The 13,597-nt window shown below is 65.2% G+C and carries 12 protein-coding genes; 6 read left to right on the forward strand and 6 right to left on the reverse strand.

Going from position 1 to position 13,597, the window contains the following annotated elements:
* Window positions 1-77: 77 nt before the first annotated feature.
* Entirely contained in the window at window positions 78-965 is an 888-nt protein-coding gene (locus MU516_RS06360) for a LysR family transcriptional regulator (RefSeq protein ID WP_260276385.1), read from the reverse strand.
* 172 nt (window positions 966-1,137) lie between these two features.
* Between MU516_RS06360 and MU516_RS06365 the strand changes: the two genes are divergently transcribed.
* Entirely contained in the window at window positions 1,138-1,581 is a 444-nt protein-coding gene (locus MU516_RS06365; RefSeq protein WP_260276386.1) for a hypothetical protein, read from the forward strand.
* Between the two features lie 36 nt (window positions 1,582-1,617).
* Here the strand turns inward: MU516_RS06365 and MU516_RS06370 are convergent, their stop codons facing one another.
* Window positions 1,618-4,746 (reverse strand): efflux RND transporter permease subunit, encoded by a 3,129-nt coding sequence (locus MU516_RS06370; RefSeq protein WP_260276387.1) that lies wholly within the window; start codon window positions 4,744-4,746, stop codon window positions 1,618-1,620.
* Between the two features lie 46 nt (window positions 4,747-4,792).
* The gene (locus MU516_RS06375) at window positions 4,793-6,088 is read right to left on the reverse strand and encodes an efflux RND transporter periplasmic adaptor subunit (protein WP_260276388.1); all 1,296 of its coding nucleotides are present in this window, start codon (window positions 6,086-6,088) and stop codon (window positions 4,793-4,795) included.
* A 209-nt stretch (window positions 6,089-6,297) separates the two neighbouring features.
* Here MU516_RS06375 and MU516_RS06380 point away from each other — a divergent pair, with 209 nt between their 5' ends.
* Complete coding sequence (locus tag MU516_RS06380; protein ID WP_260276389.1) at window positions 6,298-6,549, forward strand: accessory factor UbiK family protein; 252 nt, start codon at window positions 6,298-6,300, stop codon at window positions 6,547-6,549.
* A 15-nt stretch (window positions 6,550-6,564) separates the two neighbouring features.
* Here MU516_RS06380 and MU516_RS06385 read toward each other — a convergent pair whose 3' ends face one another.
* Window positions 6,565-6,894: a DUF6476 family protein gene (locus tag MU516_RS06385; RefSeq protein ID WP_260276390.1), complete on the reverse strand. Its 330-nt coding sequence runs from the start codon at window positions 6,892-6,894 to the stop codon at window positions 6,565-6,567.
* On the opposite strand from MU516_RS06385, the gene MU516_RS06390 reads away from it, so the two are divergent.
* From MU516_RS06390 to MU516_RS06400, 3 genes are all read left to right on the forward strand, one after another.
* Complete coding sequence (locus tag MU516_RS06390) at window positions 6,893-7,930, forward strand: RluA family pseudouridine synthase (RefSeq protein WP_260276391.1); 1,038 nt, start codon at window positions 6,893-6,895, stop codon at window positions 7,928-7,930. The genes MU516_RS06385 and MU516_RS06390 overlap by 2 nt on opposite strands.
* 144 nt (window positions 7,931-8,074) lie before the next feature.
* Window positions 8,075-8,983: an RNA polymerase sigma factor RpoH gene (gene rpoH, locus MU516_RS06395; RefSeq protein WP_209056992.1), complete on the forward strand. Its 909-nt coding sequence runs from the start codon at window positions 8,075-8,077 to the stop codon at window positions 8,981-8,983.
* A 96-nt stretch (window positions 8,984-9,079) separates the two neighbouring features.
* Window positions 9,080-10,102 (forward strand): hypothetical protein, encoded by a 1,023-nt coding sequence (locus tag MU516_RS06400; protein ID WP_260276392.1) that lies wholly within the window; start codon window positions 9,080-9,082, stop codon window positions 10,100-10,102.
* Window positions 10,103-10,133: 31 nt separating this feature from the next.
* Here MU516_RS06400 and MU516_RS06405 read toward each other — a convergent pair whose 3' ends face one another.
* A complete protein-coding gene (locus tag MU516_RS06405; protein ID WP_260276393.1) occupies window positions 10,134-11,078 on the reverse strand; it encodes a class I SAM-dependent DNA methyltransferase in 945 nt (314 codons plus the stop codon).
* An 83-nt stretch (window positions 11,079-11,161) separates the two neighbouring features.
* Window positions 11,162-11,923 (reverse strand): NAD kinase, encoded by a 762-nt coding sequence (locus MU516_RS06410; RefSeq protein ID WP_209056995.1) that lies wholly within the window; start codon window positions 11,921-11,923, stop codon window positions 11,162-11,164.
* A 179-nt stretch (window positions 11,924-12,102) separates the two neighbouring features.
* Between MU516_RS06410 and glyA the strand changes: the two genes are divergently transcribed.
* Entirely contained in the window at window positions 12,103-13,398 is a 1,296-nt protein-coding gene (glyA, locus tag MU516_RS06415; protein WP_260276394.1) for a serine hydroxymethyltransferase, read from the forward strand.
* Window positions 13,399-13,597 lie beyond the last annotated feature (199 nt).

Raw genomic sequence — 13,597 nt, forward strand, 5'->3', positions numbered from 1 at the left:
TTTCGACAAATTCGGACCCCAAGCAAACAGGGTCGATGATCGGAAATCAATAATGCAGTTCCGTCAGTCGATAGAATTCATCTATCATACACCATCCGCCGCGCCTCGGCCAGCAGCGCCTCGAGGACAGGGGTATGCGGCTCGCGCCAGGGCGCGACCAGACCGACGGCGTGGATGGTCTCGGGTCGTTCCAGCGGCACCAGGCGCAGTGGCTTTCCCATGCTGAGGAACGTCGCGATATCCTCGGGCAGGACGGTGACCCAGCCGCCCTCCATCACATGCGAAACCAGCACCACGGTGGAACTGGACTCGACCGTAGCCTGCGGGGTGACACCCGCCGCGGCAAGGTTGCGGTTGATGATCCGCCGGTTCTGCATGTCCGAAGTCAGAAGACACAGGCGTTCCCCGTCCAGATCCGCCCAGGCGACCCGCGACCGGGCAGCCAGCGGCGACCCCGCCTCGCAGACCAGCATGTAGCGTTCGTCGTAAAGCGGAACGGTGCTGACCTTTCCCAAGGGTTCGTTGTCCAGATAGGATATGCCCGCGTCGATCTCGAGATCGTCGATCATCTGCAGGATCTCGGACGAGGTCCGCGACAGGATCGTAAAACCGACATTGGGGTGCGCGGCCCCGAAGCGCGCGCTGATCTTGGCCACCCAGGTCAGCGCGGTGGGAATGACCGCGATGCGCAGACGTCCCGACAGGCCGTGCCGCGTCGCGCGCATCTCCTCGCGCAGCTGCCGCGTGTCGCCGACGATCTTGCGCGCCCAGATCAGCGCCGCCTGACCTTCGGGTGTCAGCCCGCCAAAGCGCGACCCGCGAAAGATCAGCAGTACGCCAAGCTGTTCCTCAAGCTGCTTGATGCCTGCCGACAGGGTCGGTTGCGTCACCCCAAGCGTCTGCGCGGCTCGGCCGAAATGCCCTTCCTTGGCCACCGCCAGAAACATCTCGAGCTTGTCGATCACCGCAATCCTCCGCGCCTGCACCGGCATCAAGCCGCGTCGGGCGGTACAGGTCAACCAGAAGACAGTTGCGCGGGCAGAGATAAACGGGAACGTTCATTTCGGGCAACGCTTCCGGAGATGATTGCCGTAGCGCGGTGAAGCCCGGGTCCAGATCATATCGGGAATCTGCAACATGAAGACGAGCATTGTCAGCAGCATCACCAAGACCTTCGCGATCGCGGCATTTCTGGCGGTGACGCCGTTGCCCTTCGCACCTGCCGTGATGGCACAGGAACGATCGGAAATCCGGTTCGCGGCCGGAAACGACAACGGCGCGGCCTCCGGGTCGATCACCGGCCAAGGCTATCATGACCACATTGTGGGCGCGCGGCAGGGACAAAGCATGGCCGTCGCACTGACCGCCGACAGCAGCACGGGCAACGGCACGGTCTATTTCAACATCCTGCCACCCGGCAGCGACGGCGTGGCCATCTTCAACAGCTCGACCAGCGACAACAATTACGGCGAGGTGACGCTGCCGGATATCGGCGACTATACGATCCGCGTCTATCACATGGGCAATGACGAGGATGCGGGCGCGACGACCAGCTACACCCTGTCCGTGACGATCATGTAGATCGAAGGCCGGCGCCCATTGGCTCCGGCCTTTCCGTCAGGTCGGCGCGGATTGCTGTGCCGGTTCGTCCTCATACTTGTCCTTGCGCCCCAGAAGCCTGCGCATCAGCACATAGAACAACGGCGCGAACAGGATGCCGAACGCGGTTGCGGCCAGCGTTCCGCCCAGCACGGTGGAACCGATGGCGTTGCGACCGTTTGCCCCCGCACCGCTGGACAGCACCAGCGGCAACACCCCCAGCGAGAACGCGATCGACGTCATGATGATCGGGCGGAAACGCTGACGCGCGGCCTCGACCACCGCGCGATACAGCGGCACGCCGGATTCCGATTGCTCGCGTGCGAATTCGACGATCAGGATGGCGTTCTTGCCGGTCAGACCGATGACCGTCAGCAGCCCGACCTGGAAGAACACGCCATTGTCGAACCCGCCAAGGAACGCGCCAAGCAGCGCGCCCAGAATACCGATCGGCATGACAAGGATCACCGCCAGCGGAATCGACCAGCTTTCGTACAGCGCCGCAAGGCACAGGAACACTGCCGCCAGCGACAGGGCGTAAAGCAACGTCGTCTGATCCCCCGATTCCTGTTCTTCCAGTGACAGACCGGTCCACGCGACGTCGAACCCGCCCGGCATTTGCGCAACCAGTCGTTCGATCTCGGCCATCGCCTCGCCCGAACTGACGCCCGGCGCCGGGCTGCCCTGAATCTGCATCGACGGAATCCCGTTATAGCGGTTCAGCCCCTGCGCCCCGAAGGTCCACTCGCCCTGCGCGAAATTCGAGAACGGGACCAACCCGCCCGAGACATTGCGCACCCGCCATTTCTCGAAATCGGACGGGCCGGCACGCGAGTCAGGCTCGCCCTGAACATAGACGCGCTTGATCCGGCCGCGATCGACGAAATCGTTCACATAGGTTCCCGTCCAGGCAACCTGCAGCAGGTTCGCGACGTCGGTCGCGGTCACGCCCATCGCGCCAGCCTTGCGCCAATCGACATTCAGCCTGAACTGCGCCGCGTCCTCCAGACCCGATGGGCGGGCCTGCGCGATCAACGGGCTTTGCGCGGCCATGCCCAGCAACTGGTTGCGGGCTTCCAGCAGTTGTTCATGCGACTGCCCACCGCGCGCCTGAAGATAGAAATCGAACCCCGACACGTTGCCCAGTTCGATCACCGACGGCGGAACGATCGGGAAGACCATGGCGTCGCGGATCTGGCTCAGCGCGCCGAAGGCCCTGCCCGCGACCGCCTGCACCGATTGTGCCGGGCTGGGACGTTCCTTCCAGTCCTTCAGCCTTACGAAGGCGATGCCGACGTTCTGACCCTGACCCGCGAAGCTGAACCCGGCAACGGCGAACATCGATTCGACGGACTCGGACTCCTCCGTCAGGAAATAGTTCTCGACCTGATCCAGCACCGCGACGGTGCGTTCCGTCGTGGCACCTGTCGGGGCGTTGACCAGCACGAACATGATGCCCTGATCCTCGTCAGGCAGGAAACCTTCGGGCGTGCGCAGGAACAGCATCACCATTACGGCGCCCAGACCGGCATAAACCAGCAGCATCCGCAGCGGTCGCCGCACCAGCCAGCCAACTGCACCGGTATAGCCGCGCGTCGTACCGTCGAATCCGCGGTTGAACAGGCCGAACAGCCCGCCGCGCTTGGCATGTGTCGGTTTAAGCAGTGATGCACACAGCGCGGGCGTCAGGGTCAGCGCGACCACGACCGAAAGGCCCATCGCCGATACGATGGTGATCGCGAACTGCTGGTAGATCACCCCGGTCGAGCCGCCGAAGAAGGCCATCGGCACGAAGACCGCCGACAGGACCAGCGCGATGCCGATCAGCGCGCCGGTGATCTGTCCCATGGATTTTCGCGTTGCCTCGCGCGGGGACAGCCCCTCTTCCTCCATGATCCTTTCGACGTTCTCGACCACCACGATCGCGTCATCGACCAGCAGGCCGATGGCCAGCACCATGGCCAGCATGGTCAGCGTGTTGATCGTGAATCCGAACGCGGCCATGATGCCGAATGTCCCGAGCAGGACGATCGGCACTGCCAGCGTCGGGATCAGCGTCGCCCGCCAGCTTTGCAGGAACACGTACATCACGACGGTCACCAGGATGACCGCCTCGACCAGTGTCTTCACAACCTCTTCGATTGAAATCTCGACAAACGGCGAGGTGTCGAACGGAATGACGTAATCGACGCCCTCGGGGAAGAATTCGGCGAATTCTGCCATCCGTTCCTTGACGCGGTCGGCCGTGTCCAGCGCGTTCGCCCCCGGTGCAAGGTTGATCGCCATCCCCGAGGATGGTCGGCCGTTATAGGTCGCCTCGGTCGTATAGCTTTCGGCCCCGACCTCGACACGTGCCACATCCTGCAGCAGGACCAGCCCGCCGTTTTCCTCGGCCCGCAGCACGATCTGGCGGAAATCCTCGGGCGTGGACAGTAGCGACTGGGCAGTCACGGTCGCGTTCAGCTGCTGACCCTCGGGCGCGGGCTGGGCGCCGAACGAGCCGGCCGAGATCTGCGTGTTCTGCGCGGACACCGCCTGCACGACGTCAGACGGCGCGATCTCATAGGCGGCCAGCTTGGACGGGTCCAGCCAGATCCGCATCGCGTATTTCGCGCCGAAGACCTGAACGCCGCCGACGCCCTCGATCCGGCTGAGATCATCGACAAGATTGGTGACCAGATAGTCGGAAAGGTCGGTCTGATCGTAATTTTCGTCTCCGATCAGGCCGATGACCATCAGGAAGCCTGCCGCGGATTTCTCGACCTCCAGGCCCTGACGCTGCACCGGCTCGGGCAGCAGCGGCGTGGCCTGTGACAGCTTGTTCTGCACCTGAACCTGCGCGATATCGACATCGGTGCCGGTCTCGAAGGTCAGGGTCGTGCTGGACGAACCCGCCGAGCTTGAGGACGACGATATGTAGCGCAACCCGTCCAGTCCGGTCATCTGCTGTTCGATCACCTGCGTGACCGTGTTCGCGACGGTCTCGGCCGAGGCGCCGGGATAGTTCGCACGGACCGTCACCGAGGGTGGCGCGATCTGCGGATACTGGGCCACCGGCAGCGACAGGATCGACAGGACGCCGATCCCCATGATGATGATCGAGATCACCCACGCGAATACCGGACGGTCGATGAAGAAACGGGCCATGGCTGCTGATCTTTCGCTGGTCTGCGTCGCGACGGTCGGTGTTGTCTCAGTTGCCGGCGGCTTCGGCGTTGCCGCCGCCTGCGGGGTCTTCGGCGCCGGCGGCGGCCGGATCCGCGCCATCCCCATCAGGCGTCGCGGGTTCGGCCGAGCCCGCGTCTGCGCCAGCATCTGCCGGTGCGGACCCGTCTGCAGCGGTGGCTGCGTCGGCCTCTGTCTCGGTCCATTCCTCGGGGGTCACGGTCATGCCCGCGCCGATCTTCTGCAGCCCGGCGACCACGATCCGGTCCCCCGCCGCAAGTCCCTCGCGCACCACCCAGTCGGTGCCGCGATCCTGCACGATGTCGAGCAGGCGTTCCTCGACGACGTTCTGATCGTTCACCACCATCGCCACCGGGCGGCCGCGACGATCGCGCGTAACCCCCTCTTGCGGCGCCAGCACCACATCCTTCAGTTGCGCCTGCGGCAGGTCGGCCAGGACATACATGCCAGGCAACAGGAAACCGTCGGGATTTGGCACTTCCATCCGCAGCGTGATGACTCCGGTGGTTTCATCGACATGCGGTTCGGCCGCGGTCAGAGAGCCGGTATGTTCGTAGGTCGATCCATCGGCCAGCCTCAGCGTGACGGTGCGGTCGGTGCCTTCCGGCAGCGCCGCCGCCGCGCCCTGACGCTGCCAGCGCACGATATCGGCGGCAGACTGGGTGACATCGACATGCACCGGATCGATGCGTCGGATCACGACCAGCGGCGCGGCCTGACTGGCCGTCACCAAGGCACCCTGGCTGGCCTGTGCAAGCCCGATCACCCCATCGATGGGCGAGGTGATCGTGGTGCGGTCCAGATCGATGCGCGCTGACTGAAGCTGTGCCTCGGCTGCCTTCACCGCCGCTTCGGCCGCATCGCGCGCGGCGATGGCACTGTCTTGGGTCTGTTCGCTGGCCACGCGCCGGTCGCGCAACGCCGCCACACGGTCGGCTTCGCGCCGCGCGGATTCGGCCTGCGCCTGTGCCTGCGCCAACGCCGCGTCGGCCTGCGCAACGCCCGCCTCGTAGCTGCGCGGATCAATGCGATACAGCGGATCCCCCTCGGCCACGACACTGCCTTCGTTGAACAGCCGTTCGGTGATCAGCCCGCTGACCTGGGGTCGCAGTTCTGCCTCGGCCGAGGCTGCGACACGTCCAGGCAGGCTGGAGGTCAGCGTCACATCGGCACTTTTCAACGTGACGACGGTCACCGCGGGCGGCGGCGCCTCGCCCCCCTGCTGTTGCGCCTGGGCCGGACCGCCAGCCATCCGGGCCGACAGCAATGCGGCAATCACAAGGGTTCGGGTCAGCGTGTTCATGCTGTCGGTTCCGCTTCGTGGAAATGGATCTGGTTCGCGCAAGGCGGCACACGGCAGAATTCCGCGTCACGCCGCGCTGACGCTAGCGTGATCTCTGGGAAGTCGCAACCGCCGTCGGCGCCCGTATCCCGATGTCACAACGCAGATGATTGAACCCGATCCGGTCGCGGCCCATATAAGGGGCAAGAACCAGATGAAGGGCCCGCAAGATGACCACCCAGAACAAGTTTTTCGACGATATTTCGCAATTGATGACCAACGCCATGGGTGTCGCCCAAGGCGCCAGATCCGAGGCCGAGACCGCGATGAAGGGCTGGGTCGACCGCTTTCTGGCGGACCGGGACTTCGTGACCCGCGAGGAATTCGAAGCGGTTCGCGACATGGCCATCAAGGCCCGGACCGAGAATGCCGACCTGAAGGCACGGCTGGATGCGCTGGAAGCCGCACAGCGGCAGGAATGATCGTCGGCGTCCGGTTCAGGGCGACGCGGCCCCTGCCGGCGGCAGTACGATCCGGTCGCGCAGCGCGCCGGCGCGATCATAGATCAGCACGTCGCCCGACCCCGTGACGACGACGATATAGTTGCGCGCGAAGGTGACCGCCTCGGCCTGCGCGCCATCCGGAAGGGCAATTTCGGGCGGCAGGTCGGGCAGTGGCGCATCCTGCAACCGAAACCACAGCAGCGCCACCAGCGCGATCATCCCCAACCCCATGACCAGCGCCAGCCCGGTGACCAGCGACTTCAAGAAGCGCAGTTCGGGAACCGCTTTCGCAGCCTTGTTCCAGTCGTTATCATCATCATCCATGTCGAACCTTGTCGTCACCATCCCGGCCGATCCGCCTGACCGGCTTGATAAGGCGCTTGCGCTGGCGGTGCCAGAGGAAGCGGCGCTGTCGCGGTCGCGCCTGTCGCGACTGATCGCGGATGGCGCGGTCAGCGGGCCGGACGGCATCGCCCGCGACGGCAAGGCGCGCGTCATGCCGGGGCAGGAATACCGGATCGCCCTGCCAGACCCCGAGCCCGTCGCCACCCTGCCCGAACCGATCCCTCTGAACATCGCCTACGAGGATGACGATCTTATCGTCATCGACAAAGTGGCGGGCATGGTCGTTCATCCTGCGCCCGGCAGTCCGTCGGGCACGCTGGTCAACGCCCTTCTGGCCCATTGCGGCGACAGCCTGTCGGGGATCGGCGGCGAAAAGCGGCCCGGTATCGTGCACCGGATCGACAAGGACACGTCGGGGTTGCTGGTGGCCGCGAAATCCGATCGCGCCCATCACGGTCTGGCCGCCCAGTTCGAGGCACACAGCGCTCAGCGGCGCTATCTGGCGCTGGCGCATGGCGTGATCGACGGTGCGGATGCACGTCTTCGCGGAACGCCCGGTATCAGTTTCGAGGACGGCGGCGTGCTGAAGATCACCTCTCGGCTGGCGCGCCACGGCACCGACCGTCAGAAACAGGCCGTCTATTTCGACAAGGGGCGCCACGCCGTGACCCGTGCGCGCATGCTGGAACGGTTTGGCCATCCGCCTTGCGCGATGCTGGTCGAATGCAGGCTGGAAACGGGACGGACCCACCAGATCCGTGTTCACATGGCCCATGCCGGGCTGGGCCTGATCGGTGATCCCGTCTATGGCGGTGCGCGCCGCGCCTCGGCACGGGCGCTGGGGACGGCGGCAGCGGAGGTCGCAGCCTTTCCACGCCAGGCGCTGCATGCGGCCCATCTGGGTTTTCGCCACCCTGTCACCGGCGCAGACCTGACCTTCGACAGCGCGCTGCCGGCGGACATGGCCGCGCTTCTGGACGGCCTGCGGGGGCGCGATGCCTTGACAGGATCGTGATGCGTTCCCAGATTGTCTGATCCCGATATCCCGCCAGAATATGGTTCAAGCCGTCCCACTTGTCGGGCGACCGCGAAGGCCGCATCGGCGGAACCCCGTCTGCGCTGCGCGCGTTTCCCCTCACACTGAACAAGGCCCCGCGTCATGGCAAATTATGGAAATCTTCCGGCCCCCAGTCCCGAACAGGGTCTTAACCGCTATCTTCAGGAGATCCGCAAGTTCCCCCTGCTGGAACCGGAAGAAGAATACATGCTTGCCAAGGCATGGGCCGACCATGAGGACAGCGAGGCAGCCCACCGCCTGGTGACCAGCCATCTGCGGCTGGCTGCCAAGATTGCGATGGGTTATCGCGGTTACGGTCTTCCCCAGGCCGAGGTTATCAGCGAGGCGAATGTCGGCCTGATGCAGGCCGTCAAGCGTTTCGATCCCGAACGCGGCTTCCGTCTGGCGACCTATGCGATGTGGTGGATCCGCGCCTCGATCCAGGAATACATCCTGCGGTCGTGGTCCTTGGTGAAGATGGGCACCACCAGCGCGCAGAAGAAGCTGTTCTTCAATCTGCGCAAGGCCAAGTCCAAGATCGGTGCGCTGGAGGATGGCGATCTGCGGCCCGAGAACGTCGCCCAGATCGCCACCGACCTGAACGTGACCGAACAGGAAGTCATCGACATGAACCGCCGGATGTCGGGCGGCGATGCGTCGTTGAACGCCACGGTCGGCTCGGCGGACGGGGATTCGACCGCACAATGGCAGGACTGGCTGGAAGACGAAGACGCCAATCAGGCCGACAGCTATGCCGAAACCGAGGAACTGGACACCAGGCGCCAGATGCTGATGGCCGCGATGGACGTTCTGAACGATCGCGAGAAGGACATCCTGATGGAACGGCGGCTGCGCGATGATCCGATGACGCTTGAGGATCTGTCCAGCCGCTATGATGTCAGCCGCGAGCGGATTCGCCAGATCGAAGTGCGCGCCTTCGAGAAGTTGCAGGACCGGATGCGCGTCCTGGCCCGTGAAAAAGGCATGCGGGTGCCCGGAACGACCGAGTGACGGCGACCCGCGACCGCGACCGGTCTTCCGGCGATCAGATTGACCTGATGCGCGCCTGCGCTATGGTCGCCTGAACGACAGGCAGACCGGATAGACATGACCGCGCTGAGCGAATTTCAACGGCTCGAGGCTCAGGGCTCGTGGCGCGAGACGCCCCGTGCCAGGCTGCGCGAGGTGGTCGTGTCGGTTGGGGACGCCACGCTGATCCTGACCGATCCTAAATCCGATGCACCGTTGTCGCACTGGTCGCTGCCCGCCATTGCCCGCCTGAACCCCGGCCAGATCCCGGCGATCTATTCGCCAGATCCCGAAGGCGAGGGCGAGACGGTCGAAATCGACGACCGGCTGATGATCGAGGCGATCGAACGCGTGCACCGCGCCATCGCGTCGCACCGCGCGCATCCGGGTCGGCTGCGCGGCGGTCTGACCATCGTCGCCGCGATGACGATGCTGGGCGCCGCAGTGATGTGGCTTCCCGGCGCGATCATCGGCCATGCCTCCCGAATCGCCCCGCCCGCGCAGGCACGACAGATCGGTCTGGCGACATTGGCCGATCTGGAACGCAGCACCGGCGCCGTCTGCGCACGCAAATCGGGCCAGGCGGTTCTGGACTGGCTGGCGCCCCAACTTGTCGAAGACGACGCGCTGCTGCGCGTGGTGCCCGGACCGCTGAACGGCGCGCTGCGTCTGCCCGGCGATGTCTATGTGCTGGGCGACGACCTTCTGGACGGCGCCGCCGGTCCCGAAGCCGCGGCCGGACATCTGGTCGCGGCAAGCCTTGCCGCCGATCCCGACGAGATCACTCACGAGGCGCTGGACCATGCGGGCCTGCGCGCCGCGTTGCAACTGATGACGCTTGGCGATCTGCCGCAGCGCGCGATGACCGGCTATGGTGAACAGCTGTTGTCGCGTGCTGTGCCGCGCCCGGACACACCCGACCTGCTGGCAGCGCTGGAATCGGCCGGTGTTCCGGCTGAACCCTATGCGAACAGTATCGATCCGACCGGTGCATCCGTGCTGCCGCTGATCGAGGGCGATGCGTTTCGTGACCAGTTGCCGGAACGGCCGCTGCTGACCGACGAACAATGGCTGGCACTGCAGCAGATCTGCGCCGGCTGATACCTGCGGCCGGCGGCCTGAAACGCAGGGTTCAGACTGGCAGATGCTGCGCAGACCCGCCCGCCCCGTGCGGGTCTTGCAGGGCCAAAGGCCGTTTGACCGCGTGAACCACATGCCCGTGGATCGGCGCCCCACCATCCTGCCGCAGCACGCCCGGCATGAAACGGACCTCGAATCCCGCCTGATCCAGCAGCTCGGCAAGATGTGCCTGTGCGTGGGCATAACGGCGCGTCGGGCGCAGGACGTAGGCTTCGGGCCCGGTATGCGTCTCGACCGTGAAGGCGAACCGTCCACCCGGGCGCAGTGCCTGGGACACCCATCCGACGATCCGTTCAAGCGCGCCGAGATAGGCAAAGACATCGGCGGCCGTGATCACGTCCCAGACCGCCTGCGGCGGCGCCAGCCGGGACAGGTCGTGCTTTTCCAGCCGGTCATAGATGCCCTTCTGCCGCGCCGCCCGAAGCATTTCCGTCGAAATGTCCCAGCCCTCCAGCCATTCGGACCCCGCGCGCAATTCCGCACCCATCAAGCCCGTGCCGCATCCCAGATCGAGAACGCGCCCGAAGGGCGAACTCAGCATCTGTGCCATCAGGTGCGGTGCCCGATAGTCCAACCGATCCAGCAATGCGGCATCGAATCCCGGCGCATATTGATCGAACAGTGTTTCGACAAAGGCCGACGGCATCGCATCCGCCAGCGACCGGTCGCGCAGCAGGTCGCGCCGCAACCCCGCCCCCAGCCGATCGGCGGGATCGGCGGCAATCGCCGCCTCGAAGGCGGTTTCGGCACCAGGCAGCGCGGCATCGGCACGGATCTCACCCAGGCGGAACCACCCGGCGGCCCATCCGGGCACAAGGTCCAGCGCCTGAAGATACAGGTCGGCGGCGGCGGCGGGATCGCCGGGCAGCAGCGCCTCGGCATACTCGGCGCGACGATCGGCAAGCAGATCGCCGGACGACAGGGAAATGGGAATCATGACAACTCGGGGAAAGCATGGGACGGTTCGCCCACCAGCGCCATTTACGCCTGGCGGTAGGGCGGTCAAGGGGTCAGGCGCCGTCAGACGAATTGTTCGCGCAGCAGCCGTTCCTCCAGCCCGTGACCGCGGTCGAACAACAGCCGATGCCGGATATCCGCGGCACTGCGGATCGAGACCCGCGTGACATGGCGGACCGACCGCGAATCCGCGTCCGCCATCACCGGACGACGGTCGGGCGTCAGCACCTCGATATCGACATGCGCGGATTTCGGCAGCAGGGCACCGCGCCATCTGCGCGGACGGAACGGCGCGATGGCCGTCAGCGCCAGCACCTCGGACCCGATCGGCAGGATCGGGCCATGTGCGGAATAGTTGTAGGCCGTCGATCCCGCCGGCGTGGACACCAGCGCGCCGTCGCAGACCAGTTCCGCCATCCGCATCTTGCCGTCGACATGAATGCGCAGCTTGGCCGCCTGCGGCCCCTCGCGCAGCAGGCTGACCTCGTTGATGGCCAGCGCGTCATGGGTGGTGCCGTCGGCACATAGCGCATGCATCCGCAGCGGGTTGATGACGGCCTCTTCTGCGGCCAGCAGGCGACGCGGCAGATCATCTTCCGAATAGCGGTTCATCAGGAAGCCGACGGTTCCGCGGTTCATGCCATAGACCGGCAGATCGCGCCCCTGCATCGCGTGCAGCGTCTGCAGCATGAAGCCGTCGCCGCCCAGCGCAACGACCATCTGCGCACGATCCAGCGGAGTGTCGCCATAGCGCGCGATCAGCCGCGTCAGCGCCTCTTGCGCGGGTTCGGCATGGCTGGCGGTGAAATGCACTTCTGGCGTCATCGCGGCGCGCGCCCCTTCGTTTGTCCGGGCGCAGCATCGGACGCCCCCGCGCCGATGACAAGCCCGCCCACGCAAGGGACCCGGCACGGGATCAGCCTTTTTGCCGCTTTTCGCCAGACCGGCGTTGCGGTATGAGAACGCAGTTTCAGCCGACCACAGCCTGAGAGGATGCGAAGGACATGAACGCTCCCACCCGCGAGACCGGATTCTTCACCGAAACGCTGGCCAGCCGCGACCCCGACATCGCCGACGCCATCCAGAAAGAGCTGGGCCGGCAACGCGACGAGATCGAACTGATCGCATCCGAAAACATCGTCAGCCGGGCGGTGCTGGAAGCGCAGGGTTCGGTTCTGACCAACAAATATGCCGAAGGGTATCCGGGCAAGCGCTATTACGGTGGCTGCCAGTATGTCGATATCGTCGAGAACCTGGCGATCGAGCGTGCCAAGCAGTTGTTCGACTGCGAGTTCGCCAATGTCCAGCCCAACAGCGGCAGCCAGATGAACCAGGCCGTGTTCCTGGCGCTGCTGCAGCCGGGTGACACATTCATGGGTCTGGACCTGAATTCGGGTGGCCACCTGACCCATGGCAGCCCGGTGAACATGTCGGGCAAATGGTTCAATGTCATCAGCTATGGCGTGCGTCAGCAGGACCAGTTGCTGGACATGGACGCGATCGCCGAAAGCGCGCGCCAGCACAAGCCAAAGCTGATCGTCGCCGGCGGCACCGCCTACAGCCGGGTCTGGGACTGGGCCGCGTTCCGCAAGATCGCGGACGAGGTCGGCGCCTATCTGATGGTCGATATGGCCCATATCGCAGGGCTGGTCGCGGGCGGTCAGCATCCCTCGCCGCTGCCGCATGCGCATGTCGTGACCACCACCACCCACAAGTCGCTGCGCGGTCCGCGCGGCGGGATGGTCCTGACGAACGACGCCGACATCGCGAAGAAGATCAACTCGGCTGTGTTCCCCGGCCTTCAGGGCGGCCCCTTGATGCATGTGATCGCCGCCAAGGCCGTCGCCTTCGCCGAGGCGCTGGAGCCGTCGTTCAAGGACTATGCCGCACAGGTGGTCAAGAATGCGCAGGCCATGGCGGATGAACTGATGAAGGGCGGCATCGACATCGTGTCGGGCGGCACCGACAACCATCTGTGCCTGGCCGACCTGCGTCCCAAGGGCGTCACCGGCAAGGCGACCGAGGCCGCGCTGGGGCGGGCGCATATCACCTGCAACAAGAACGGCGTGCCGTTCGATCCGGAAAAGCCCTTCGTGACCTCGGGCATCCGCCTTGGTGCGCCTGCTGGCACGACGCGCGGCTTCAAGGAAGACGAATTCCGTCAGGTCGCCCGCTGGATCGTCGAGGTCGTGGACGGCCTTGCCGGGAATGGCGAGGACGGCAATTCCGCGGTCGAGGACAAGGTCCGCGCCGAAGTCGCCGAACTGTGCGCCCGCTTCCCGCTTTACGCGGGGATGTGATCGCCGGTCCCTTTCGGACCAGACCCATCGTTCCGGCCCGCCGCGCAGCAACGCGGCGGGCTTTCTTCTGAATGAACGGTCGCACAGAAAAGCGACCTGCTATCCCGGTGCGGTCCGGTGAACGCGGCAGCCGCTCAAATCTGCATTGAGTGCAATCCGTGCAGTCTGTAGATGCGACAGGAACGCATCCGATCTCCGA

This window comes from Paracoccus maritimus (genome assembly GCF_025195095.1).
Lineage (GTDB): Bacteria > Pseudomonadota > Alphaproteobacteria > Rhodobacterales > Rhodobacteraceae > Paracoccus > Paracoccus maritimus.